Annotated in this window: 22 protein-coding genes; 13 read left to right on the forward strand and 9 right to left on the reverse strand. The window is 62.5% G+C overall.

The genetic code is table 11. The features are described from left to right. Positions 1-49: 49 nt before the first annotated feature. The 7 genes from C4J94_RS25560 to pilG form a co-directional block, all read right to left on the reverse strand. Entirely contained in the window at positions 50-289 is a 240-nt protein-coding gene (locus tag C4J94_RS25560; protein WP_124388583.1) for a DUF6124 family protein, read from the reverse strand. 468 nt (positions 290-757) lie between these two features. Next, positions 758-1,213, reverse strand: a complete 456-nt coding sequence (locus C4J94_RS25565; protein ID WP_124388584.1) for a chemotaxis protein CheW — start codon at positions 1,211-1,213, stop codon at positions 758-760. Beyond that, positions 1,206-7,025, reverse strand: a complete 5,820-nt coding sequence (locus C4J94_RS25570; protein ID WP_124388585.1) for an Hpt domain-containing protein — start codon at positions 7,023-7,025, stop codon at positions 1,206-1,208. The genes C4J94_RS25565 and C4J94_RS25570 overlap by 8 nt, the downstream gene beginning before the upstream one ends. 159 nt (positions 7,026-7,184) lie before the next feature. Further along, positions 7,185-9,236: a methyl-accepting chemotaxis protein gene (locus C4J94_RS25575; protein WP_124388586.1), complete on the reverse strand. Its 2,052-nt coding sequence runs from the start codon at positions 9,234-9,236 to the stop codon at positions 7,185-7,187. Then, a complete protein-coding gene (locus tag C4J94_RS25580; RefSeq protein WP_124388587.1) occupies positions 9,233-9,757 on the reverse strand; it encodes a chemotaxis protein CheW in 525 nt (174 codons plus the stop codon). The genes C4J94_RS25575 and C4J94_RS25580 overlap by 4 nt, the downstream gene beginning before the upstream one ends. Positions 9,758-9,769: 12 nt before the next feature. Then, positions 9,770-10,135 (reverse strand): twitching motility response regulator PilH, encoded by a 366-nt coding sequence (gene pilH / locus C4J94_RS25585; protein ID WP_014720320.1) that lies wholly within the window; start codon positions 10,133-10,135, stop codon positions 9,770-9,772. Between the two features lie 46 nt (positions 10,136-10,181). Further along, positions 10,182-10,589: a twitching motility response regulator PilG gene (gene pilG, locus C4J94_RS25590; protein WP_124388588.1), complete on the reverse strand. Its 408-nt coding sequence runs from the start codon at positions 10,587-10,589 to the stop codon at positions 10,182-10,184. A gap of 239 nt (positions 10,590-10,828) precedes the next feature. Here pilG and gshB point away from each other — a divergent pair, with 239 nt between their 5' ends. The 7 genes from gshB (at position 10,829) to C4J94_RS25625 (ending at position 16,859) form a co-directional block, all read left to right on the forward strand. Next, a complete protein-coding gene (gene gshB, locus C4J94_RS25595) occupies positions 10,829-11,782 on the forward strand; it encodes a glutathione synthase (protein ID WP_028618297.1) in 954 nt (317 codons plus the stop codon). Between the two features lie 77 nt (positions 11,783-11,859). Beyond that, positions 11,860-12,765 carry an energy transducer TonB gene (locus tag C4J94_RS25600; RefSeq protein WP_124388589.1) on the forward strand — a complete coding sequence of 302 codons (906 nt, stop codon included), beginning with the start codon at positions 11,860-11,862 and terminating at the stop codon, positions 12,763-12,765. Between the two features lie 151 nt (positions 12,766-12,916). After that, entirely contained in the window at positions 12,917-13,486 is a 570-nt protein-coding gene (locus tag C4J94_RS25605) for a YqgE/AlgH family protein (RefSeq protein WP_124388590.1), read from the forward strand. Then, positions 13,486-13,923 (forward strand): Holliday junction resolvase RuvX, encoded by a 438-nt coding sequence (gene ruvX, locus C4J94_RS25610; RefSeq protein ID WP_003195067.1) that lies wholly within the window; start codon positions 13,486-13,488, stop codon positions 13,921-13,923. The genes C4J94_RS25605 and ruvX overlap by 1 nt, the downstream gene beginning before the upstream one ends. 132 nt (positions 13,924-14,055) lie before the next feature. After that, the gene (gene pyrR, locus C4J94_RS25615) at positions 14,056-14,562 is read left to right on the forward strand and encodes a bifunctional pyr operon transcriptional regulator/uracil phosphoribosyltransferase PyrR (RefSeq protein WP_124388591.1); all 507 of its coding nucleotides are present in this window, start codon (positions 14,056-14,058) and stop codon (positions 14,560-14,562) included. 24 nt (positions 14,563-14,586) lie between these two features. Beyond that, positions 14,587-15,591, forward strand: a complete 1,005-nt coding sequence (locus tag C4J94_RS25620) for an aspartate carbamoyltransferase catalytic subunit (protein ID WP_124388592.1) — start codon at positions 14,587-14,589, stop codon at positions 15,589-15,591. After that, on the forward strand, positions 15,588-16,859 hold the full coding sequence (locus C4J94_RS25625; protein ID WP_124388593.1) for a dihydroorotase: 1,272 nt from the start codon (positions 15,588-15,590) through the stop codon (positions 16,857-16,859). The genes C4J94_RS25620 and C4J94_RS25625 overlap by 4 nt, the downstream gene beginning before the upstream one ends. 79 nt (positions 16,860-16,938) lie before the next feature. Here the strand turns inward: C4J94_RS25625 and C4J94_RS25630 are convergent, their stop codons facing one another. Then, positions 16,939-17,367 (reverse strand): TM2 domain-containing protein, encoded by a 429-nt coding sequence (locus tag C4J94_RS25630; RefSeq protein ID WP_124388594.1) that lies wholly within the window; start codon positions 17,365-17,367, stop codon positions 16,939-16,941. Between the two features lie 249 nt (positions 17,368-17,616). On the opposite strand from C4J94_RS25630, the gene C4J94_RS25635 reads away from it, so the two are divergent. Continuing rightward, positions 17,617-18,255, forward strand: coding sequence for a C40 family peptidase (locus tag C4J94_RS25635; RefSeq protein WP_124388595.1), 639 nt, complete (start codon positions 17,617-17,619; stop codon positions 18,253-18,255). 138 nt (positions 18,256-18,393) lie between these two features. On the opposite strand, the gene C4J94_RS25640 is transcribed toward C4J94_RS25635, so the two are convergent. After that, positions 18,394-19,428 (reverse strand): type IV pilus twitching motility protein PilT, encoded by a 1,035-nt coding sequence (locus tag C4J94_RS25640; protein WP_124388596.1) that lies wholly within the window; start codon positions 19,426-19,428, stop codon positions 18,394-18,396. A gap of 57 nt (positions 19,429-19,485) precedes the next feature. Here C4J94_RS25640 and C4J94_RS25645 point away from each other — a divergent pair, with 57 nt between their 5' ends. The 5 genes from C4J94_RS25645 to metW all read left to right on the forward strand — a co-directional run bounded on the left by C4J94_RS25645 (position 19,486) and on the right by metW (position 23,609). Next, positions 19,486-20,172: a YggS family pyridoxal phosphate-dependent enzyme gene (locus C4J94_RS25645; RefSeq protein ID WP_124388597.1), complete on the forward strand. Its 687-nt coding sequence runs from the start codon at positions 19,486-19,488 to the stop codon at positions 20,170-20,172. Between the two features lie 33 nt (positions 20,173-20,205). Continuing rightward, positions 20,206-21,024 carry a pyrroline-5-carboxylate reductase gene (gene proC, locus C4J94_RS25650; RefSeq protein WP_124388598.1) on the forward strand — a complete coding sequence of 273 codons (819 nt, stop codon included), beginning with the start codon at positions 20,206-20,208 and terminating at the stop codon, positions 21,022-21,024. Between the two features lie 25 nt (positions 21,025-21,049). Further along, positions 21,050-21,637: a YggT family protein gene (locus C4J94_RS25655; protein WP_124388599.1), complete on the forward strand. Its 588-nt coding sequence runs from the start codon at positions 21,050-21,052 to the stop codon at positions 21,635-21,637. A gap of 204 nt (positions 21,638-21,841) precedes the next feature. Next, positions 21,842-22,981: a homoserine O-acetyltransferase gene (locus tag C4J94_RS25660; RefSeq protein WP_124388600.1), complete on the forward strand. Its 1,140-nt coding sequence runs from the start codon at positions 21,842-21,844 to the stop codon at positions 22,979-22,981. Positions 22,982-22,988: 7 nt separating this feature from the next. Continuing rightward, entirely contained in the window at positions 22,989-23,609 is a 621-nt protein-coding gene (gene metW, locus C4J94_RS25665) for a methionine biosynthesis protein MetW (RefSeq protein WP_016972957.1), read from the forward strand. Positions 23,610-23,624: the final 15 nt, after the last annotated feature.

The following is a 23,624-nucleotide window of genomic DNA, read 5'->3' on the forward strand; positions in this document are numbered from 1 at the left end:
TAGATAGCGGTCCCAAACAAGGACCGATCAGTCCCTATTTGGGACCGCTTTAAAATTCCGGCGAAGGACTGATTTGCTCCAGTGCTCTATCGACCAACAACTGCCCAAACTCTGCCATTTGCTGAATCCCGAGCATAATGGCGCGTTGGGAAGTGTCCAGATCGAACGCGAGATTGCAGGTGAGTGCGTTGAGGGTGGACAGGGTTTCGCTGGCGTTGACCAGCAGGGTTTCGGTGTCTTGGTGGGGGTTGACGGTGAAGAGGGGTGGGTTGGGGGTAGGTTTGATCATGATTGACAGCTCCGATATGTGATGGAAGCTGCCCTCTTCCGCTTGCACGCGAATGAAGGTGGCAGCTGTGCGCAGGTGTGCAAGACCGGGCATATCGGACCCCGGCAGACCCCGAAGAATCTCCCACGCACAGCCGCCATAACGAGTACAGCAGGCATAAAAAACGCCCGTTGAATGGCTATGGGCGTTGGTGCGCCGACATGTAACCGGACTTGCACGTCCGTGTCACCGTTTTTTTGCGATGACGAGACGAAGACTAGGCGCGCGGGCCTCTCATCACAAGTTCATGCACGGCCCAAAATCTTGCAGGAAAAATCCTAAGACCACCCGCGGTCTGTCAAACACCGATACTTTAATGTGGGAGGGGGCTTGCTCCCGATAGCGGCGCGGCAGTCACTGCATTGTTGACTGACACACAGCAATCGGGAGCAAGCCCCCTCCCACAGTGGATCTTCATAGGGCTCAGGCTCAGGCCAGGCCGGACTCGGCCAGCAAGGCTTCGAGCCCCATCAAATCCGGCACCTTCGCCACATGCTCACCCACCTGCACCGCCGCCAGCTCCAGCGGGCACAGCGGCACGTCAACGTAGCTCAATTCGCTGTCCAGCTTGTACGAGCGCGGAATTCCCTGGATCACCAGCGCAATGAACTTCAACGTCGGCCGCCCGCCCAGTGCGTTGAGCACCACGATGCGTGAGCGCTCGCCGGTTACGCTGGCTTCGCCGCACACGGCTTCGAAGCTGATCAAGGGTATCTGCCGATCCCTCCACGTGACTTGCCGCAGGTACCACGGCGGCGCATCGCTGGCCGGCTCGCCGCGCTGGAAGTCGATCAACTCGGCCACCGCGACATTCGGCAGTATCAAGTGGCGGTCAGCCAACGGCAGCAGCAGCCCGGTGAGTTGGCTTGCGCGGTGGTCAAGCATGGGACTTGCTCCAATAAGCGATGCTTTCCAGCAGCACCGACTCCTGGTACGGCTTGCCGAGGTAGTCGTTGACGCCGATGGCCATGGCGCGGTCGCGGTGTTTCTGGCCGGTGCGCGAGGTGATCATGATGATCGGCAGGCGCATCAGGCGCGGGTCGTTGCGCACCTGGATCGCCACTTCGAAGCCGTCCATGCGCGGCATTTCAATGTCGAGCAGCATCAGGTCCGGGGTATGTTCTTCGAGGACGGCCAAGGCGTCGACACCGTCCTTGGCCGTCAGCACGTTCATGCCGTTGCGCTCCAGCAGGCGGCTGGTGACTTTGCGCACGGTGACTGAGTCGTCCACCACCAGCACCAGCAACGGGCGCTTTTTCAACGGGTCGTTGAGGATCAGCGGCGCATCCACCGACTGCGCCGGCAACGCTGGTTGCCGCGCGCGGATATGCGCCAGCAGGTCGATGATCAGCACCACGCGGCCATCGCCGAGGATGGTTGCGCCGGACAAGCCTTGCACACCGGCAAACTGCGGCCCCAGGCCCTTGACCACAATCTCGCGCGTCCCGGCCATGGCATCCACATGCACCGCCACGTGACGCTCGTTGCACTGCACCAGCAACACCGGCACCGGCTGGTATTGCCCGAGCAGTTTGGGGCGGCTGACGGTGTGCAGCAGGTCGCCGAGGTAAAACAGCTCGTACTGTTGGCCAGCATATTCGTAGCGCGGCGGATCTTGCTGGTAGTGCCCCGCCAACTCATGGGGCAGCACACGCACCAAGCCTTCGATGGTGTTGAGCGGGATCGCATACTGATCGTCCGCACACTGCACCATCAGGGCGCGATTGACCGACACGGTAAACGGCAGGCGAATCCGGAAATGCACACCCTCGCCCGGGATGGAGTCGATCACCATCGAACCGCCGAGCTGGCGCACTTCTTCGTGCACCACGTCCATGCCCACGCCGCGACCGGAAATCTGGGTGATTTTTTCTGCGGTGGAAAAGCCCGGTTGCAGGATGAACTGCAGCACGTCGCGGTCGCTGATCTCTTGATGGGGGGCGAGCAGGCCGCGCTTGATCGCCTTGCGGCGCACGGCTTCGAGGGGCACGCCGGCGCCGTCGTCGCGCATGTCGAAGACGATATCGCCGCCTTCGTGGGTCAGGTCCAGGGTGATGCGTCCCTTCTCCGGCTTGCCCGCCTGCAGGCGCACCTCGCGGGACTCCAGGCCATGGTCGACGGCGTTGCGCAGCATGTGTTCCAGCGGCGCCGCCATACGCTCCAGCACGTTGCGGTCCATCTCGCCCTCGGCATTGCCGACCACGAACTCCACATCCTTACCCAGCTCGCCCGCCACCTGACGCACGATGCGCTTGAGGCGCGGCAACATGCGCTCGAACGGCACCATGCGCGTGCGCATCAGGCCTTCCTGCAGCTGGGTGTTGATGCGCGCCTGTTGCTGCAACAGGTCATGGGCATCCTGGTTGCGGCGCTCGAGGGTTTCCTTGAGGTCGAGCAGATCGGAGGCCGATTCGGACAGTGCGCGGGACAATTGCTGCAGCTGCGAATGACGATCCATTTCCAGCGGGTCGAACTCCTCGTAGCCCAAGCGCTCGGCCTCGGCCTGCTGGCGGCTGAACAGACGGCTCTGGGTTTCCGTGTCGAGGCGGCGCAGTTGGTCGCGCATGCGCTCGATGGTGGTTTCCACTTCCATGAGCGCCGTTCGTGCATCGTTGACCTGCTGCTCGATACGGCCACGGAAGATCGAGGTTTCGCCGGCCAGGTTGACCAGGTCATCGAGCAGTTCGGCGGAGATCTTCACCATGTCGGCGGCCGGATCGACCGCCGCTTCGGCCTTGCCCACCGGCAACGCCACCGGCACTACCGGCTCGTCGCTGGGGTGTACCAGGCTTTTGATGCGCTCGATCAGCTTGTCCACCGAGCCCACCGGCAAGCCGTCCGCCACCGCATCGATCATCTGCGCCAGCCGGTCGTGGCAGCCTTGCAGCAGCGCGAACAGTTCGGGCGACGGCGCAAGCAGGCCTGCGGACAGCCCCTCGTAGAGGAACTCCAGTTCGTGGGCCAGGTCGCCAATCGGGCCGATCTCGACCATGCGCGCGCCGCCCTTGAGGGTGTGCAGGTCCCGCAGCAGGTTTTCCACTTCCTGGCGGTTGCCGGGCTCGGCTTGCCAGCGCAGCAACGCGCTGCCTGAACTGTCGAGAATATCGGCAGCTTCCTCGAGGAAAATATCCAGCAGTTCGGGGTCGGCCGTCGAGGCTTGCGGCGCCGCGATGGGCGCCGCTGAAGGGCTGCTGTGGCGCAGTTCGCGCAGTTTGGCGATCAGCTCGCTACTGTCGCTCAAGGGCTGATGCTGGTGCAGTTCGTCCAGGTGCAAGGCCAGGCGCTCATGGCTGGCCATCAGTGCCTGGGCCAGCTCTGTGGAGTAGCTGTAGCGGCGGTCTACCAGCCCCTCGTAAACGCATTCCAGCTCCTGGGCCAGGTCGCCCACCGCGCCGATTTCGGCCATGCGCGCGCCCCCTTTGAGGGTGTGCAAATCGCGCTGCAAGGAGGACAACGGCGCCATGCCATCGGGCTCCAGCAGCCAGCGCTTGAGAGACTGCCCGGCGCTGTCGAGGATATCCACGGCCTCTTCGAGGAAGATGTCGACGATCTCATCGTCGATCTCCGTTTGCTGGCTCAGTTGCTCGGTCGCCGCCCCCAGCTCGGCGATACTCGGCGCGCGGCTGCCGTCACTTTTGATCAGGCCCGTGGCGGACGGGTCAAGGGCGTCATCCAGCAACTCGCGCAGGGCCTGTACCCGTGTCGGTGCAGGGCTGATTTCCTGCCCGGCCGCCAGTTGGTCGAGCATATTGATCAGCGCTTCATGGGCCTGCTCGGCCTCGTGGAAAAACCGCTCGCTGACCGCCAGGCTGCTCTCTTCCACCGCGCCGTAGAGGTCGAGCAAGGCTTCGCATAATTGATCGATGGAATGCAGGTCGGCAAGGTGCGCGCCCTCGCCCAGGGTGGTCAGTTCGTCCAGCAGCGCGGTCAGTTCCTGGCGCTCGCCGGGGTGTTGCTGCCAGCGGCGCAGCAAGCTTTCGGCGTCAAGCAGGATGTCCATGCCCTGGGCCAGGAAGTTGCTGATCAATTGCGGGTCGCGCTTGATGCGCAGACCGGTGCCGGGAGCGTTGAGCAGGGCTTGGAGCTGTTGGTCCAACAGGCTTTGGGTGCGTTTGATCAAGCCTGCCGCGCCCTGGATCGGCGCGAGGGGATCGCTGTCCAGATCACTCAGCCCCTGTTGGAACAGGCTTTCAGCTTCGAGCAGTAGCTCGACTTCATCCAGGTCCAGCGGCAGCCGGTGAGCCTTGTATTCGCGGGTCAGGTGGTCGAGCGGCCGCGCCAGTTCGGCAATCGGCAACACGCCAGCCATATAGGCGCTGCCCTTGAGGGTGTGCAGGGCGCGCTGCAGTTCGTCGCTGACCTGCAGCGGCACATGTTCGGCGGCTTGTTGCAGGAACTGGTCGAGGCTGTCCAGGTGGCTCTGGGCTTCGTTGCGAAAGATCTCCAGCAGCATCGGATCGTGCGGTTCGGCAACCGCAACCCGGGCGCCGCTGGCCAACGCGTGGGCGCGGGCCGCAAGGGCGTCGACCTCATCGCGCTGGCGCTGGTCGTTGGTGGCAAAGTCGGCGATCACTTCCGGCAACACCGCCACCGCTTCATCCAGCACCTGCTGCACGTCGGGGCCCATGGCGACGCTGCGCTCCAGCACGCGGTTCAGCAGATTTTCCACGGCCCAGGCCAGCTCGGCCACTACCAGGGCGCGCACCATGCGGCCGCTGCCTTTCAAGGTGTGGAAGGCGCGGCGCATTTCGCTCTGGGCGGTTTTTTCCGTGCTGTCGGGCAGGTAACGGTGCAGCACCTCGAGCACTTCATCGGTTTCCTCGAGGAAAACTTCGCGCAGCTCATCGTCAACCGGCTCTTCATCGGCTGGGGGTGGCAGCAAACTACCCGGGCGTTGCAGCGCCGGAGGGTTGAGGCGCGAGGTGGGGCTGGCCAGCGCATCGAATTGGGATTGGCTGGGTGCGGCATCGCCGGACAGCGCACCGTCGGGTGCCACCAATGCCTGGCGCCAGGGTTTCTCAACCGGCAGGTAGCCCAGCGCGCTCAGGCCCTGGGTGGCCAGTTCCAGCACTTTTTCCCCTGCGGCATCGGGGTCCTGGAGCATGCGTTCCAGGTAGTACTCCAGGCTACTGATCACCTCGGCGAAATGCGCCAACTGCGCCTCGTCGGGCGCGGCATCCGTGACCATCAACTGTTCGTCGACGTAATCGGTGCAGCCGCGCATCAGGCTCGCCGCGCGGGGCAGTGGAATCATCGCCAGGGCGCCGCGCACCTGGCTCAACAGCTCAGGCAGGGACTCCAGGCGCTGGCGGTCCCAATCGGCCTCGATGCAGTCAATCACCAGCTCCTTGGCCTGGCGCAGGCACTGGCAGGATTCGCGGATCACCAGTTGGTGGATCTGGGTCAGGTCGGTGGTCGGCAGCCGGCTTTCTTCGCGGCTCTCAGGTTCCACCGTGCCGACCATGCCGGCCAACGTCGCTTCGACGTAAAGCAGCGCCCCGGCGACGTCCATCAAAACGGCATCGCTCGGTTCGCGCTGCCCCTGGACCAGGCTCAGCACCACCGCGAGCTGGTCGATGATCACTTTGCGCGGCTGGCCGAAACCGAGCACCGCCAGGGTATCGGCGATCTGGCGCAGTGGTGCCAGCAGTGGGTCGAGATCCTGGGTGTGCTGGCGGTCGCTGCGCACGAACAGATCGAGGCGTTCCTTGACCCGTACCAACTCTTCGCACAAGGCGCCGAGCACCGAGCCCATGGCGTTGCGGTCTGGCCCGGCCAGGCGCGCACGTTCGGCATCGACCACGGCGCTGTCGGGCAGCGCCTCATCCAGGCCGTAGCGTTCCTTCAGGCTTTGCATGCGCGGCGTCGGCCGGGTGACTTTGGCGACGTAGAACAGCAGGCTCTTGAGCAGCTCATCCGGCGCTGGCTGGTTGATTCCGTCGATGTCCTGGGCCAGCAGACGCTTGAGCTGCTTGCCGCTGGCCTTGAGCAGGCTGCGCAGGGCCGGGCTGTTGGCGATGACTCCGGTGAGCATGCCTTCGACCAGCGCCGAAGTGACCTGCCACAACGGCAGCAGCGGCGCGCCCTGGCACAGCGCTTCCAGGCGTGCGAAGACCCGCGCCATGTCTTCCAGGTTGCTCGGGCCGTGGTCCTCGCGCAGCAAACCGGCCAGGGCCTGTTGCAGCAGTGAGTGCCACTGGCGCAGTTGTTCGTGCAGCTGCGGCGGTGTGCGTTGGGCCAGCGCTTCAGCGGGCAGCGGCGTGATCGTCAACAGTTGCGGGCTGAACAGGCTGGTCTCCGACAGCAGGCTTTCACCGCGAGCGCTGCGCAGGTCGTTGAGCAGCGGCAACACTACCAGCGGCAGGTCGCGGCGAGCGCTGTGCACGCGGTCCAGGTACAGCGGCAATTGGCCGAGGGCCTGTTGCAGCAGGCGGATGCTTTCGTCGCGCTGGCTGACGTGGCCGGCTTGTAGCGCCAGGGCCAGGGCTTCGATCTCTTCAGCCAGCAGGGCCGCGCCGTAGAATTCGACCATCTGCAGCGCGCCGTGCACTTGGTGGATAGCTGCCAGGCACTCGTTGATGGCGTCGGCGTCATGGGTGTCGACGTACGCGTCCAGGGCCGAACGGGCCTGTTGCAGGGTTTCGGCAATGTCGCCCTTGACCCATTCGAGGGCCACGTAGTCGTGCCGGTCAACCATAACTGCTCCGCTTAGAATTCATGGGTTGCCTGGGCCTCAAAGCCAATCGAGATCCAGTGTGGGAGGGGGCTTGCCCCCGATGGCAGTGGGTCAGCTATATAGATATCAACTGACAGTCAGCTATCGGGGGCAAGCCCCCTCCCACATTTGGATCGCATTTCAGTCATCTGCCTGCTTGGGGGGCGGAAGAGTGAAACCCGACACTGACCTGCGCAACTGACTCGCCATCTTCGCCAGGTTACCAATGCTTTCGGCGGTCGCCGTGGAACCGGACGAGGTCTGCGTCGTGATCTGCTGAATCACATTCATCGTCAGCGAAATCTGCCCCGCCGACGAGGTTTGCTGCTGCGCCGCGTTGGAAATGCTCTGGATCAGCGCCGCGAGAGTTTTCGATACGCCTTCGATCTCTTCCAGCGCCACCCCCGCGTCCTGGGCCAGTCGCGCGCCGCGCACCACTTCGGTGGTGGTCTGTTCCATGGAAATCACGGCTTCGTTGGTGTCGGCCTGGATCGCGCGCACCAGGGTCTCGATCTGCCGCGTGGCGGCCGACGAGCGTTCGGCCAGCCGTTGCACTTCATCGGCCACCACCGCGAACCCGCGCCCGGCATCGCCGGCCATGCTCGCCTGGATAGCGGCGTTCAAGGCGAGGATGTTGGTCTGGTCGGCGATGTCGTCGATCAGGCTGACGATGTCGCCAATTTCCTGGGACGACTCACCCAGGCGCTTGATGCGCTTGGCGGTGTCCTGGATCTGCTCGCGAATGTTGTCCATGCCGTGGATGGTGTTGTGCACCACCTCGTTGCCCTTGTTGGCAATCTCCACCGAGCGCTCCGCCACAGCCGAGGACTCGGCGGCGTTGGCCGAGACCTGGTCGATGGACTGGGCCATCTGGTTGATCGCGGTGGAGGCTTCGGCGATCTGCTGGGCCTGATGTTCCGAGGCCTGGGCCAGGTGCATGGCGGTGGCCTGGGTATCCTGCACCGCGCCGGCGACTTGGCCCGCGGTGAGGTTGATGGTGGCCACCAGGTCGCGCAGTTGGTCTATCGAATAGTTGATCGAGTCGGCGATGGTGCCGGTGAAGTCTTCGGTGACCGAGGCCGTGACGGTGAGATCGCCGTCGGCCAGGTCTTCGATTTCGTCCAGCAGGCGCATGATCGCGTTCTGATTGCGCTCATTCTTTTCAGCGGTTTCGTGCAGTTGGCGGTTGGTCTCACGCACCATCACCAGGCCGATCAGGATGATCGAGGCCAGCGCCAGCAACCCCAGCACATAGCCGCCGAGGGTATCCAGGCTGCGCCCGCCGGCCAGGTTCTCGAAACCGGTGGCCAGGTGCGAGGCTTCATCGAGCAGGGTTTGCGACAGGTTGAAAATACGGCTCGCCGAAGCGCGTACCTGGAACAACTGCGGCGAGGTTTCGAGAATTTCATCCACCGAGCCCGAGACGAATTCGAACAGTTCGGCGATTTCCCCCAACCGCGCACGGGCGTCCGGGTCTTCGACCTGGGTGATGCGCAGGCCCGGGTTGCCGTTGAGCATGCCATTGAGCACCACGCCGAAGCGATTGGCGTCGCGACCAAAGGCATCGGCGGCCTGCACGGCGGTTTCGTCGCCGGCGAGCACGGTGTTCACTGCGCCCAGGATGCGCTCGGCCAGCAATGACTGGCGCTGGGCCAGTGCCACCTGGCTCGCCGGAGCGCCGCGCTGGAGCAGGATGTCGACGACTTTTTCCGACTCTATCTGCAACTGCGGCACGGTTTCGGCGAGGGTGGCGGCCACTTGGTGCAACGACAGCACGGTCTGTTCGCTGGCCAGAATGGCGTCGGTGTTTTTCAGCAGGGCTTCCCAGTCGGTCTGCACCGCACGCATTTCAGCGCGCACGGCACTGGGCGCAGCCGGCAGGCCGGTTTGCGGATCGCCTTTTTTCAGGTAGCCCCAACGCTGGGCAAAGTCATTGCGCGCCTCGCCCAACAGTTTGAACGCGGCGGCTTTGCCGGCGGCGGCTTCGGTGGCGTTCTTGGCGATGCGCTGGGACAGCACCCGCAGCTCGCCGGCGTGGCCGATGTACTGTTTATCGTAGGTGGACTGGGTGTTGAGGTAGGCGAAGTTGGCGAACAGCAGCATGATGAACACGATCAGTGCAATAAACAGCACGATGATCTGCGAACGGCTGCGCGAGGCAGCCTGGGGTTTGGGCGTGGTCACGGTGGTCATGCGGCAACATCCATGAAGCCTGGGGCCTGGGCCAGGGCGAAGGGACTGAAGACCTGCCACTGTGGGTCGCCATCGAACTGACCCTGGATAAACGGCGCGCCGCTGGCGGTACTCGCCACCCAAGCGTCCAGTGCAAAATGCTGCATACCCACCACCTCGTCCACCAGCAACCCGACAAACAGGTCGTTGAATTCCACCACCAGCACTCGCCGTTGTTTGCGCGCCTTGGACAATTCCTGGCCGAGAAACCCGCCCAGGTCCAACACCGGCAGCAAGCGCCCGCGCAGGTTGGCAACGCCTTTGACCCAGGGTTTGACTCCAGGCATCAGGGTGCAGCGCGGCTCATGCAACACTTCGGCGACTTCGCCCATGGGCGCCACATACCAGTGCTGCCCCAGGCGAAAGCCAATCCCGCTCCAGCGTTGCAGGCGGGTTTCCTGGGACGGCAGGTCGGCGGCCAGCAGGCGGCAGCGGCGGTCGATGTCCAGCAGCAACTCAAAGGCGGTTTGCGACTCGGTCATGATGGCGTGCCGTCAGCCGGCCAGCACCTTGTTCAGCGTGGCGATCAGGGTTTCTTCATCGACCGGCTTGGTCAGGTAGTCCTTGGCACCCTGGCGTGCGCCCCAGATCTTGTCGGTTTCCTGGTCCTTGGTGGTAATGATGATGATCGGGATGCCGTTGGTTTCCGGCTCCTTGGACAACTGGCGCGTGGCCTGGAAGCCGTTGAGGCCCGGCATCACGATGTCCATCAGCACGGCGTCGGGTTTTTCCTGGCGGGCCAGGGCCACGCCGTCCGCGCCATTCTCGGCTTTCAACACTTGGTGGCCGTGCTTTTCCAGCATGCCGGTCAGTTTGTACATTTCGGTCGGCGAATCGTCGACGATCAGAACACGTGCCATGGTTTTCCCCGCTACATTGGTCGGCGCCGGCCCTCGTGGGGCGGCGTCAGTGTGCTTGTTCTACTGCGGCGAAGGCAGGCACATAGGCCTTGATCGCGCTCAGCAGTTCTTCCTTGCTGAAAGGCTTGGTCAAAAACTGATCGACACCCACGATACGCCCCTTGGCCTTGTCGAACAGGCCGTCCTTGGAGGACAGCATGATCACCGGGATCGACTTGAACGCCGGGTTGTTCTTCACCAGGGCGCAGGTCTGGTAGCCATCCAGGCGCGGCATCATGATGTCGACAAAGATAATGTGCGGGTGATGGTCCACGATTCGGGCCAGGGCATCGAAACCGTCGATGGCCGTGATGACCTCGCACCCCATGTTCTTCAACAGCGTCTCGGCGGTGCGGCGGATCGTTTTCGAATCGTCGATCACCATCACTCTCAAGGCGTTGGAATGCTGTTCCATAGTTGCTCTACCATCGCCACAGCGAATCGGTTTTCGGTGTGTACTGCCTGATGTCTCACAGGATGAGCGCTGCAAGCCTTGGAATTCAAGGGCTGCTGCGCCGTGGCAGTCTTTTTAGCACAGTCTCCGGGCGCAATCTATCGAGGCGCCCGCCTGGTGGTTTTTCCTTGACCCACAACAGCCGCAGCGCCACTCTGACGCCACTTTTATGCGCCCTAATTTGCTAGAGGAAATCCCCCATGAGCGTTCGCGTCGGCATTGTCATGGACCCTATCGCCAGCATTTCCTATAAAAAGGACAGCTCGCTGGCCATGCTCCTGGCCGCCCAGGCCCGCGGTTGGACCCTGTTCTACATGGAGCAGCGCGACCTTTACCAGGGCGATGGCGAGGCCCGTGCGCGGATGCGCCCGCTGCAGGTATTCGCCAACCCTGAGAAGTGGTTCGAACTGCAGGATGAAATCGACAGCCCCCTGAGCGATCTGGACGTGATCCTGATGCGCAAGGACCCGCCGTTCGACATGGAATTCGTGTATTCCACCTACCTGCTGGAGCAGGCCGAACGCGCTGGCGTGTTGATCGTCAACAAGCCGCAGAGCCTGCGCGACTGCAACGAAAAACTGTTCGCTACGCTATTCCCGCAGTGCACGCCGCCGACTGTGGTCAGCCGCCGCGCCGACGTTTTGCGTGAATTCGCCGCCAAACACGGTGATGTGATCCTCAAGCCGCTGGACGGCATGGGCGGCACCTCGATCTTCCGTCACCGCGCCGGCGACCCCAACCTGTCGGTGATCCTGGAAACCCTGACCGCCCTGGGCACCCAGCAGATCATGGGCCAGGCCTACCTGCCGGCGATCAAGGACGGCGACAAACGCATCCTGATGATCGACGGCGAGCCGGTGGATTATTGCCTGGCGCGTATTCCGGCGGCCGGCGAGACCCGTGGCAACCTGGCGGCCGGTGGTCGTGGTGAGGCGCGGCCGCTGTCGGATAAGGACCGTTGGATCGCCGCTCAAGTCGGCCCGACCCTTCGCGAAAAAGGCCTGCTGTTCGTAGGACTTGACGTAATTGGCGAGAACCTCACCGAAATCAACGTCACCAGCCCAACCTGTATTCGCGAGATTGATAATGCATTTGGCACGAACATCGGCGAAATGCTGATGGCGGCCATTGAGCGCAAGCTACAAGCCAAGTGACATAGAACAGCCGGACACAAACCAACATTGCGTTATCATGCGCCACCTGTGAAACGCGCGATGTTGGTTTTCTTGTCATGACGCTCCCGTCCGAACTGCCCCCCGAACTCTCCCACAGCGGCGTGCGCCCGGCTGATCGGCTCGGATTTACTCTGTTTCTGGCGGCGCTGATTCACCTGGCACTGATCCTCGGCCTGGGCTTCACCCTGGTCGAACCCAAGCAGATCACCAAAACCCTGGAAATCACGCTGGCCACCTTCAAGAGCGATAAAAAGCCCGAGAAGGCCGACTTTCTCGCCCAGGAAAACCAGCAAGGCAGCGGCACCCTCGACAAGAAGGCCGTGCCCAAGACCACCGAAGTGGCGCCGTTCCAGGACAACAAGGTCAACAAAGTCACCCCGCCGCCGGCACCCAAGCCGCAAGTCAAACAGGCCACGCCCAAGGCTGCCGTGACCACGGTTGCGCCCAAACCGCAAAAAGCCCCGACCCAGCGCGAAAAGACCAAGACCGAACCCACACCCGAGCCCGTCAAGCCGGCGCCAACGTTCGACAGCTCGACGCTGTCCGACGAAATTTCCAGCCTGGAAGCCGAACTGGCCCACGAACAACAGCTCTACGCGAAGCGCCCGCGCATCTACCGCTTGAACGCCGCCTCGACCATGCGCGACAAAGGCGCCTGGTATAAGGACGAATGGCGCAAGAAAGTCGAACGCATCGGCAACCTCAACTATCCGGAAGAGGCACGCCGCCAGCAGATCTATGGCAATTTGCGCTTGCTGGTGTCGATCAACCGCGACGGTTCACTCTATGAAGTGCAGGTACTGGAATCGTCCGGCCAGCCGTTGCTGGACCAGGCCGCCCAGCGCATCGTGCGCCTGGCCGCGCCCTTTGCGCCGTTTACCGGCGACTTGAACGACGTGGACCGCCTGGAGATCATCCGCACCTGGAAATTTGCCAGGGGTGATCGGCTTTCCAGCAATTAAATTGCCTCGTCTCCTGTAGGAGCGAGCTTGCTCGCGAAAAACGCAAGGCCGACGCGTCCATTCAGAACGAGCGCATAATCGTTGACGATCTTCGCGAGCAAGCTCGCTCCTACACTTGTCAGTTCGCCCCTCCAACGCCACACTAGTGGGCATGAAAAATGTCAGCCCGACCTACCTCAAGCACCACTTCCTGATCGCCATGCCCCATATGGCCGACCCGAACTTTGCGCAGACCTTGACCTACATCGTCGAGCACACCGCCAATGGTGCCATGGGGTTGGTGGTGAACCGCCCGCAGGAGCTGAGCCTGGCCGATATCCTTGAGCAACTGCGCCCGGAAATCGACCCTCCCGCCAGCTGCGAGGGCGTGCCGATCTACATCGGCGGGCCGGTGCAGACCGATCGCGGTTTCGTGTTGCACCCCACCGGGCCGAAGTTCCAGGCCACGGTCGACCTTGAAGGTGTCTCACTGTCCACATCCCAGGACGTGTTGTTCGCGATTGCCGACGGCGTCGGCCCCGAGCAAAGCGTGATTACCCTGGGCTATGCCGGTTGGGAAGCCGGGCAACTGGAGGCTGAACTGGCCAGCAACGCCTGGCTGACGTGCCCTTTCGACGCCGACATTCTGTTCAACACCGCCAGCGAATTGCGCCTGGAAGCCGCCGCCGCCAAGCTGCGGGTCAACCTCAATCTGTTGACCAGCCAGGCGGGGCACGCCTGATGGCCTTGCGTCTGATCCTGGGGTTTGACTACGGCACCAAGCAGATCGGCGTGGCGGTGGGCCAGGTGATTACCGGCCAGGCCCGCGAGCTGTGCACATTGAAGGCCCAGAACGGCGTGCCGGACTGGAACCAGGTCGAAGCACTGATCAAGGAGTGGAAGCCCGATGCGGTCGTGGTCGGCCTGCCCCTGAACATGGATGGCACGCCCAGCGATATGTGCCTGCGCGCGGAAAAGTTCGCGCGTCGCCTCAATGGCCGCTACAACCTGCCCTTCTATACCCACGACGAACGCCTGACCACCTTTGAAGCCAAGGGTGAGCGCCGTGACCGTGGCGGCCAGAAAGGCAGCTACCGCGACAACCCGGTGGACGCCATCGCCGCCGCCCTGTTGTTGCAGGGCTGGCTGGATGAAAACACCGCTTTATTTGAATCCTGACCCGCCGCGATCCTGTGGGAGCGGGCTTGCCCGCGAAGAACGTTAACGATACCGCGTGAAGGCTGGATGAACGCGGTGCCCATGAGTTTTTCGCGAGCAAGCTCGCTCCTACACACTTAATAAGGAGCCACCATGAGCTTGCCCAATCCCGCCGAACTGATCAGCCAGATGGCGATACGCCTCAAGGCGCACCTGGAACACCGTGGCATCAGCGAACCGCGCTTTATCGGCATCCGCACCGGCGGTGTGTGGGTGGCCCAGGCACTGCTGCAAGAGCTGGACAGCGATGCGCCCCTGGGCACGCTGGATGTGTCCTTCTACCGTGACGATTTCAGCCAGAACGGCTTGCATCCGCAAGTGCGCCCTTCAGAGCTGCCGTTCGAGATCGAGGGCCAGCACCTGGTGCTGATCGACGACGTGCTGATGAGCGGGCGCACCATCCGCGCGGCCATGAATGAGCTGTTCGACTACGGCCGCCCGGCCAGTATCTCCCTGGTGTGCCTGCTCGACCTGGATGCTGGCGAATTGCCGATCAGCCCGGATGTTGTCGGTGCGACACTGTCTTTGGAGGCCCACCAGCGGGTAAAATTGTCCGGTCCCACGCCGCTCGAACTCGAACTGCAAGACCTTGCCCTTTAAACCGCCTTGTAAAGAGTCCCCGCGATGACGCCTTTAGATGCCAAGCGCCCGCTGCAGCTCAATGCTCAGGGCCAGTTGCAACACTTTCTGTCCCTCGATGGTTTGCCCCGCGAACTGCTCACCGAAATCCTCGACACCGCCGACTCGTTCCTCGAAGTCGGCGGCCGGGCGGTGAAGAAAGTCCCGCTGCTGCGCGGCAAGACCATCTGCAATGTGTTCTTCGAGAACTCCACGCGCACCCGCACCACCTTTGAACTGGCGGCCCAGCGGCTGTCAGCCGACGTGATCACGCTGAACGTGTCCACCTCGTCGGCCAGCAAAGGCGAGACCCTGCTCGACACCCTGCGCAACCTGGAAGCCATGGCCGCCGACATGTTCGTGGTACGCCACGGCGACTCCGGCGCGGCGCATTTCATCGCCGAACATGTCTGCCCGAACGTGGCGATCATCAACGGCGGCGATGGCCGCCACGCCCACCCGACCCAAGGCATGCTCGACATGCTCACCATCCGTCGGCACAAGGGCAGCTTTGAAAACCTCTCGGTGGCCATCGTCGGCGACATCCTGCACTCGCGGGTTGCACGCTCGAACATGCTGGCCCTGAAGACCCTCGGCTGCCCGGACATTCGCGTGATCGCACCGAAAACCCTGCTGCCCATCGGTATCGAGCAGTACGGCGTGAAGGTCTACACCGACATGGCCGAAGGCCTCAAGGGTGTCGACGTGGTGATCATGCTGCGCCTGCAACGCGAACGCATGGCCGGTGGCCTGCTGCCGAGCGAGGGCGAGTTCTACCGCCTGTTCGGCCTGACCACCGCACGCCTGGCCGGTGCCAAGCCGGATGCCATCGTGATGCATCCCGGCCCGATCAACCGCGGGGTGGAAATCGAGTCGGCGGTGGCCGACGGCGCGCAGTCGGTGATTCTCAACCAGGTGACCTACGGCATCGCCATCCGCATGGCCGTGCTGTCCATGGCCATGAGCGGGCAAACCGCGCAACGTCAATTCGAGCAGGAGAACGCCCAGTGAAGCTCAGCATTCTCGGCGCCCGAGTCATCGATCCGGCCAGCGGCCTGGATCACGTTACCGACCTTCACCTGGACGCCGGCAAGATCATCGCCATTGGCGCCGCGCCCGCAGGCTTCAGCGCCGTGGAGAGTATCGACGCCAAAGGCCTGATCGCCGCGCCTGGGCTGGTGGACCTCAACGTCGCCCTGCGCGAGCCGGGCTACAGCCGCAAGGGCAACATCACCAGCGAAACCCGCGCCGCCGCCGCCGGCGGTGTGACCAGCCTGTGCTGCCCGCCGAACACCAAGCCGATCCTGGACACCTCGGCGGTCACCGAGCTGATCCTCGACCGCGCCCGTGAAGCGGGCAATTGCAAAGTGTTCCCTGTCGGCGCGCTGAGCAAAGGCCTGGAGGGCGAGCAACTGGCCGAACTGATCGCCTTGCGCGATGCCGGTTGCGTAGCGTTCAGCAACGGCCTGGAAAGCTTTCGCAGCACCCGCACCTTGTGCCGCGCCCTGGAATACGCGGCCACCTTCGACCTGACGGTGATCTTTCACTCCCAGGACCGTGACCTGGCTGAAGGTGGCCTGGCGCATGAAGGCGCGGTGGCTAGCTTCCTCGGCTTGCCGGGCATCCCGGAAACCGCCGAAACCGTGGCCCTGGCCCGTGACCTGTTGCTGGCGGAGCAAAGCGGCGTACGCGCGCATTTCAGCCAGCTGACCAGTGCCCGTGGCGTCGCCCTGATCGCCCAGGCCCAGGCCCGCGGCTTGCCGGTGACGGCGGACGTGGCGCTGTATCAGTTGATCCTGACCGATGAGGCGCTGATCGACTTCTCCAGCCTGTATCACGTGCAGCCGCCGCTGCGCACCCTGGCCGATCGCGAGGGTTTACGCGCGGCAGTGAAATCGGGCGTGGTCTCGGCGATTTCCAGCCACCACCAGCCCCACGAGCGCGATGCCAAGCTGGCGCCGTTTGGTGCCACCGAACCAGGCATCAGCAGCGTCGAACTGCTGCTGCCGCTGGCAATGACATTGGTGGAAGATGGCTTGCTGGACCTGCCGACCCTGTTGGCACGCCTGAGCACCGGCCCGGCCGAGGCCCTGCGCCTGCCGGCGGGTAAGCTGGCGGTGGGTTCGGCGGCGGATCTGGTGCTGTTTGATCCGGCCAGTTCAACGGTGGCCGGGGAACACTGGCTGTCCAAGGGCGAGAACTGCCCGTTCATCGGCCACAGCCTGCCGGCCACGGTGCGGTACACGCTGATGGATGGGCGGATCAGCTACCAGGCTTGAAGCCGATCTGAAGCGAATACAAAAAATGTGGGAGGGGGCAAGCCCCCTCCCACATTGGTTCTTTATTAGGCCTAAGCGATCAACGCCCGTTATTGCGCTCGGCATTGCGGATCGAAATCTGGCTGTTCAACGTCCAGAAGTCATACAGCACCCCAATCAGGAACAAACCACCGGTCAGCAGGTAGATCAGGCCGCTGATCCATTTGCCCTGGTACATCCGGTGCACACCGAACACACCCAAAAACGCCAACAGGATCCAGGCCACGTTGTATTCGATGGGCCCGGCGGTAAAACGCAGGTCGGCTTCGCGGTCCATGGCCGGGATCAGGAACAGGTCGATCAGCCAGCCAATACCCAGCAGGCCAAAGGTGAAAAACCAGATCGTTCCGGTGACCGGCTTGCCGTAATAGAAGCGATGGGCTCCGGTAAAACCAAAAATCCACAGCAGGTAACCGATCACCTTGCTGTGGGTGTCTTGCTGCGAACCAACCTGTTGATAGGTGTTCATGGAATACCTCTTTTCACTCGATAGATAAATTTGTTCATTTTTTTTGTGACTTTTTTACGGGCGCCCGACGCACGGTAAATGCTATCTTCCTCGCCTCAAAGCCTTATACCGCCTGGCTTGTGTAGGACAATTGCGACGAATCGTCGCGTTTTTCCTGAATTTGACCCCCAGGTTCAGTCGACAAACGGCCTGGGAACGTCACAAAAACCTGTTATAAAGTTGCGCGCAAACCCATAAGAGCCACGCCTAATGCGACCATTTTTCAAGACATGGCTAACCATTTGCCTATTAATGCCACTGGCCGCCCACGCCACCAATCGTGAGCAACGTCTTCCAAACGTTAACGGTTTCACCCCTAAAGTTCATAGCACGCCCAGCACCGCAAAATCGGTAAAGCCGACCGTCAGCCGCCCGACTCAACTGAGCAAGGCCCACGGTAAAACGCCTTCCACCCAGCTGGCCGTCAATACCAAGCAAAGCAGCAACGTTTTAAGCCGTGCCGTGAATGTACTCGGTACTCCTTATCGTTGGGGCGGCAGCAGCCCAAGTAAAGGGTTCGACTGCAGCGGTTTGGTGAAATATGCCTTCAACGACGTCAAGGCAGTGGATCTGCCACGCACGTCCAATGCCATGGCGGCCGGCCACGGCTTGAAAGTTGATCGCAAAGACCTCAAGCCAGGCGACTTGCTGTTCTTCAAGCTCAAGAGCCGCCAGGTCAACCACGTTGCCATTTACCTGGGCAATGACCGCTTTATCCACGCACCGCGTCGCGGCAAGTCGGTGAGCATCGACACGCTGAAAAAGCCGTTCTGGGACAAGAACTACGTGATCGCCAAGCGGGTGCTGCCAAAAGAGCAGAACAACAACCTGCGGATCGTGCAGCGCTGATTCCAAGCTCAATACGGTAAATAATGTGGGAGGGGGCTTGCCCCCGATGGCAGAGTGTCAGTCAACAGATTTGTTGGCTGATCTACCGCTATCGGGGGCAAGCCCCCTCCCACATTTGGTTTCATTGTTTGCTGAATCTCATATGTCTGCCGGCACCCTCGCCTTCCCCCGCGCCTCCTCTGCGCTGATCAACCCCTCGCTCACCAGCGCCTTCAAGCTCATATCCAGCGTCTTCATGCCCAACGCCCCGCCGGTCTGGATAGCCGAGACCATCTGCGCCACCTTGTCTTCGCGGATCAGGTTGCGAATGGCCGGCGTGCCCAGCATGATTTCGTGGGCCGCTATACGGCCGCCGCCGACCTTCTTCACCAACACCTGGGAAACCACCGCCTGCAGGGATTCCGCCAGCATCGACCGCACCATGGCCTTTTCCATGGCAGGGAACACGTCCACCAGCCTGTCTACCGTCTTTGCCGCCGAGGTGGTGTGCAAGGTGCCAAATACCAGATGCCCGGTCTCAGCGGCCGTCAGCGCTAAGCGGATGGTTTCCAGGTCACGCAGTTCACCCACCAGGATCACATCCGGGTCTTCGCGTAACGCCGAGCGCAGGGCAGCCGAGAAGCTGTGGGTATCGCGATGCACTTGGCGCTGGTTGATCAAGGCCAGTTTCGGCCGGTGGATAAATTCGATGGGGTCTTCCAGCGTGAGGATGTGTTGGCGTCGATGCTGATTCAGGTAATCGATCATCGCCGCCAACGTGGTGGACTTGCCGGAGCCGGTGGGCCCTGTCACCAGCACCAGACCACGCGGCAGCTGCGCGATACGCTGGAACACCTCGCCCAGGCCAAGGCTTTCCAGGCTTTGGATTTCGTTGGGGATGGTGCGAAATACCGCCCCTACGCCACGCTCCTGCTGGAACACATTGGCGCGAAAGCGAGCCAGGCCGGGCAGCTCGAATGAAAAATCCGTTTCAAGAGACGTTTCGAAATCCTTTTGTTGGTATTTATTGAGCAAAGGGCTCAATAAATCCGCTACCTGGGACCCGGCCAGTACCGGGCTTTCCAGCGGCCAGACCTCGCCGTCAATGCGCAGCATCGGTGCCAGGCCGGCCGACAGATGCAGGTCGGAGGCGCCGCGGCGCACGCTGGCGGTCAGTAATTCAGTGATATCCATAGGGCTTTCCATTTCCAGTAGAATGCCGCGGACTCCATATCCACGGGCGCAACTTGAATGTCGACGATAGCAGACAACATCGGCCTGGTTAGCCAGCGCATCCGCGCCGCCGCCGACGCCGTGCAGCGTGACGCAAGCGGCATCCACCTGCTGGCCGTGAGCAAGACCAAACCGGCGCAAGCCGTGCGCGAAGCGTTTGCCGCCGGCTTGCATGACTTTGGCGAAAACTACCTGCAGGAAGCCCTGGGCAAACAGGCCGAATTAACCGACCTGCCCTTGAGTTGGCACTTCATCGGCCCCATTCAATCGAACAAGACTCGCGCCATCGCCGAGAATTTCGCTTGGGTGCATTCCGTGGACCGCTTGAAAATCGCACAACGCCTGTCCGAACAACGCCCTGCCGACCTGCCTGCGCTGAATATCTGCATCCAGGTCAACGTCAGTGGCGAAGCCAGCAAGTCCGGCTGTACGCCCGCCGACCTGCCGGCCCTGGCCAACGCCATCAGCGCCCTGCCGCGCCTGAAGCTGCGCGGTTTGATGGCGATCCCCGAGCCCACTGAAGACCGCGCGGCGCAGGATGCGGCGTTCGCCACGGTGCGCGAGCTGCAAGCCAGCCTGAACCTGCCACTGGACACACTTTCCATGGGCATGAGCCACGACCTCGAGTCGGCCATCGCTCAGGGTGCCACCTGGGTGCGGATCGGTACCGCGCTGTTTGGCGCCCGCGACTACAGCCAGCCGTGAAATGGCTGACGTTCATTTAGCTAAGGACCTGTCATGAAAGACACGCGTATTGCCTTTATCGGCGCCGGTAACATGGCGGCCAGCCTGATCGGAGGCCTGCGGGCCAAGGGCCTGGAAGCCACGCAGATCCGCGCCAGCGATCCGGGCGCCGAAACCCGCGCCCGCGTCAGCGCCGAACACGGCATCGAGACCTTTGCCGACAACGCCGAGGCCATCCAGGGCGTCGATGTGATCGTACTCGCGGTCAAGCCTCAGGCGATGAAGGCGGTGTGCGAGAGCCTGCGCCCGAGCCTGCAGGCCCATCAACTAGTGGTGTCCATCGCCGCCGGCATCACCTGCGCCAGCATGAACAACTGGCTCGGCGCCCAGCCAATCGTGCGCTGCATGCCCAATACCCCGTCCTTGCTGCGCCAGGGCGTGAGCGGTTTGTACGCCACCGCCGAAGTCAGCAGCGCACAGCGTGCGCAGGCTCAGCAATTGTTATCCGCCGTGGGCATCGCCCTGTGGCTGGAGCAGGAGTCGCAACTGGACGCGGTCACCGCCGTGTCCGGCAGTGGCCCGGCGTACTTCTTCCTGTTGATCGAAGCCATGACCGCCGCCGGCGTGAAACTGGGCCTGCCTGCCGACGTTGCCGAGCAGTTGGCCGAGCAAACCGCCCTGGGCGCCGCGAAGATGGCGGTGTCCAGCGATGTGGATGCGGCCGAGCTGCGCCGTCGCGTGACTTCTCCGGGCGGTACCACGCAAGCGGCCATCGAATCGTTCCAGGCCGGCGGCTTCGAAGCCCTGGTGGAAAAAGCACTGGGTGCCGCGGCACATCGTTCGGCCGAGATGGCCGAACAGCTGGGTAAATAGTCGTCCCTTACCAAGGTAATCAAACATGCTCGGAATCAATGACGCTGCCGTCTTCATCATCCAGACCCTGGGCAGCCTGTACCTGCTGATCGTGCTGATGCGCTTTATCCTGCAACTGGTGCGGGCGAACTTCTACAACCCGCTGTGCCAGTTCGTGGTCAAGGCCACCCAACCGCTGCTCAAGCCGCTGCGTCGGGTGATCCCGAGCCTGTTCGGGCTGGACATGTCGTCGCTGGTACTGGCGCTGCTGCTGCAGATCCTGCTGTTTGTGGTGATCCTGATGCTCAACGGCTACCAGGCCTTCACGGTGCTGTTGTTGCCGTGGGCGCTGATCGGCATTTTCTCGCTGTTCTTGAAGATCATCTTCTGGTCGATGATCATCAGCGTGATCCTGTCGTGGGTCGCACCGGGTAGCCGTAGCCCCGGCGCCGAACTGGTCTACCAGATCACTGAACCGGTGCTGGCGCCGTTCCGTCGCCTGATCCCCAACCTGGGCGGCCTGGATATTTCGCCGATCTTCGCGTTTATCGCGATCCAGTTGCTCCAGAGCTGGGTGATCCCGCGCCTGGCGTTCTATGCATTCATGCCTAAAGAGCTGTTCGGCCTGATCTGACAATACGCTGGAAAATGTGGGAGGGGGCTTGCTCCCGATAGCAGTGGATCAGTCAGCTTATTTATAACTGACCCACCGCAATCGGGGGCAAGCCCCCTCCCACATTTTACATCTGTGTATTGAATTGAATGTGCGCAGACCATTGCTTGCCGCTCGGTCCCCCGCTCTTTAGACTTACGCCTCATTTAAACGAGAGCAGGGTCGATGCCAACTGCCTTCCCCCCCGATTCCGTTGGACTGGTCGTGCCCCAAGTGGCGCACTTCGGCGAACCGCTGGCCCTGGCCTGCGGCCGTTCGCTGCCTGCCTACGACCTGATCTACGAAACCTACGGCCAACTGAACGCCACCGCGAGCAACGCCGTGCTGATTTGCCACGCCTTGTCCGGCCACCATCACGCGGCAGGGTTCCACAGCGTTGACGAGCGCAAGCCCGGCTGGTGGGACAGCTGCATCGGCCCAGGCAAGCCCATCGACACCAACAAGTTCTTTGTGGTCAGCCTGAACAACCTCGGCGGCTGCAACGGTTCCACCGGCCCCAGCAGCCTCAACCCGGAAACCGGCAAGCCGTTCGGCGCGGACTTCCCGGTGTTGACCGTGGAAGACTGGGTGCACAGCCAGGCACGCCTCGCCGACCGCCTGGGCGTCGACCAATGGGCGGCCGTGATCGGTGGCAGCCTGGGCGGCATGCAGGCCCTGCAATGGACCATCACCTACCCGGACCGCGTGCGCCACTGCCTGGCCATCGCCTCGGCACCCAAGTTGTCTGCGCAAAACATTGCCTTCAACGAAGTGGCGCGCCAAGCCATCCTCACCGACCCCGAGTTCCACGGCGGTTCGTTCCAGGAAGCCGGCGTGATCCCCAAGCGTGGCCTGATGCTGGCGCGGATGGTCGGGCACATCACCTACCTGTCCGATGATTCCATGGGCGAAAAATTCGGCCGTGGCCTCAAGAGCGAGAAGCTCAACTACGACTTCCACAGCGTCGAGTTCCAGGTCGAAAGCTACCTGCGGTATCAGGGCGAGGAATTCTCCGGGCGTTTCGACGCCAACACCTACCTGCTGATGACCAAGGCGCTGGACTACTTCGACCCGGCGGCGAACCACGACGACGACCTGGCGAAAACCTTCGAGCACGCCACGGCCAAGTTCTGCGTGATGTCGTTCACCACCGACTGGCGCTTCTCGCCGGCCCGCTCGCGCGAGCTGGTGGACGCACTGATGGCTGCGCGTAAAGACGTCTGCTACCTGGAGATCGATGCACCGCAAGGCCACGACGCCTTCCTGATTCCGATTCCCCGTTATCTGCAGGCGTTCAGTAACTACATGAACCGTATAGCACTGTGAGAACGCCATGAGAGCCGACCTGGAAATCATCCAAGACTGGATCCCCGCCGGCAGCCGCGTGCTCGACCTGGGCTGCGGCGATGGCGAGCTGCTGAGCTGGCTGCGCGACAACAAGCAAGTCACCGGCTATGGCCTGGAAAACGACCCGGACAACATCGCCCAGTGCGTGGCCAAGGGCATCAACGTGATCGAGCAGGACCTGGACAAGGGCCTGGGCAACTTTGCCAGCAACAGCTTCGACATCGTGGTGATGACCCAGGCCCTGCAAGCGGTGCACTACCCGGACCGGATCCTCGACGAAATGCTGCGCGTCGGTCGCCAGTGCATCATCACCTTTCCCAACTTCGGGCACTGGCGCTGCCGCTGGTACCTGGCCACCAAGGGCCGCATGCCGGTGTCGGACTTCCTGCCGTACACCTGGTACAACACGCCGAACATCCACTTCTGCACCTTCGAAGACTTCGAAGCCCTGTGTGGCGAGCGTGAGGCCAAGGTGATCAACCGCCTTGCCGTCGATCAACAGCACCGCCACGGCTGGGCGAGTAAGCTATGGCCCAACCTGTTGGGCGAAATCGGTATCTACCGGGTCAGCAGCCCTGGCCTGACCGACCACAAGATTGCCGTCTAATTATCTTCAAGAGGG

It is taken from the genome of Pseudomonas sp. R5-89-07, from assembly GCF_003851685.1.
In the GTDB taxonomy this organism is placed as follows: Bacteria; Pseudomonadota; Gammaproteobacteria; order Pseudomonadales; family Pseudomonadaceae; genus Aquipseudomonas.

Bases quoted from the DNA above. Each gene is read 5' to 3' on its own strand.
- C4J94_RS25560 (WP_124388583.1), bottom strand. From the start codon at position 289: ATGATCAAACCTACCCCCAACCCACCCCTCTTCACCGTCAACCCCCAC.
- C4J94_RS25565 (WP_124388584.1), bottom strand. From the start codon at position 1,213: ATGCTTGACCACCGCGCAAGCCAACTCACCGGGCTGCTGCTGCCGTTG.
- C4J94_RS25570 (WP_124388585.1), bottom strand. From the start codon at position 7,025: ATGGTTGACCGGCACGACTACGTGGCCCTCGAATGGGTCAAGGGCGAC.
- C4J94_RS25575 (WP_124388586.1), bottom strand. From the start codon at position 9,236: ATGACCACCGTGACCACGCCCAAACCCCAGGCTGCCTCGCGCAGCCGT.
- C4J94_RS25580 (WP_124388587.1), bottom strand. From the start codon at position 9,757: ATGACCGAGTCGCAAACCGCCTTTGAGTTGCTGCTGGACATCGACCGC.
- pilH (WP_014720320.1), bottom strand. From the start codon at position 10,135: ATGGCACGTGTTCTGATCGTCGACGATTCGCCGACCGAAATGTACAAA.
- pilG (WP_124388588.1), bottom strand. From the start codon at position 10,589: ATGGAACAGCATTCCAACGCCTTGAGAGTGATGGTGATCGACGATTCG.
- gshB (WP_028618297.1), top strand. From the start codon at position 10,829: ATGAGCGTTCGCGTCGGCATTGTCATGGACCCTATCGCCAGCATTTCC.
- C4J94_RS25600 (WP_124388589.1), top strand. From the start codon at position 11,860: ATGACGCTCCCGTCCGAACTGCCCCCCGAACTCTCCCACAGCGGCGTG.
- C4J94_RS25605 (WP_124388590.1), top strand. From the start codon at position 12,917: ATGAAAAATGTCAGCCCGACCTACCTCAAGCACCACTTCCTGATCGCC.
- ruvX (WP_003195067.1), top strand. From the start codon at position 13,486: ATGGCCTTGCGTCTGATCCTGGGGTTTGACTACGGCACCAAGCAGATC.
- pyrR (WP_124388591.1), top strand. From the start codon at position 14,056: ATGAGCTTGCCCAATCCCGCCGAACTGATCAGCCAGATGGCGATACGC.
- C4J94_RS25620 (WP_124388592.1), top strand. From the start codon at position 14,587: ATGACGCCTTTAGATGCCAAGCGCCCGCTGCAGCTCAATGCTCAGGGC.
- C4J94_RS25630 (WP_124388594.1), bottom strand. From the start codon at position 17,367: ATGAACACCTATCAACAGGTTGGTTCGCAGCAAGACACCCACAGCAAG.
- C4J94_RS25635 (WP_124388595.1), top strand. From the start codon at position 17,617: ATGCGACCATTTTTCAAGACATGGCTAACCATTTGCCTATTAATGCCA.
- C4J94_RS25640 (WP_124388596.1), bottom strand. From the start codon at position 19,428: ATGGATATCACTGAATTACTGACCGCCAGCGTGCGCCGCGGCGCCTCC.
- C4J94_RS25645 (WP_124388597.1), top strand. From the start codon at position 19,486: ATGTCGACGATAGCAGACAACATCGGCCTGGTTAGCCAGCGCATCCGC.
- proC (WP_124388598.1), top strand. From the start codon at position 20,206: ATGAAAGACACGCGTATTGCCTTTATCGGCGCCGGTAACATGGCGGCC.
- C4J94_RS25655 (WP_124388599.1), top strand. From the start codon at position 21,050: ATGCTCGGAATCAATGACGCTGCCGTCTTCATCATCCAGACCCTGGGC.
- C4J94_RS25660 (WP_124388600.1), top strand. From the start codon at position 21,842: ATGCCAACTGCCTTCCCCCCCGATTCCGTTGGACTGGTCGTGCCCCAA.
- metW (WP_016972957.1), top strand. From the start codon at position 22,989: ATGAGAGCCGACCTGGAAATCATCCAAGACTGGATCCCCGCCGGCAGC.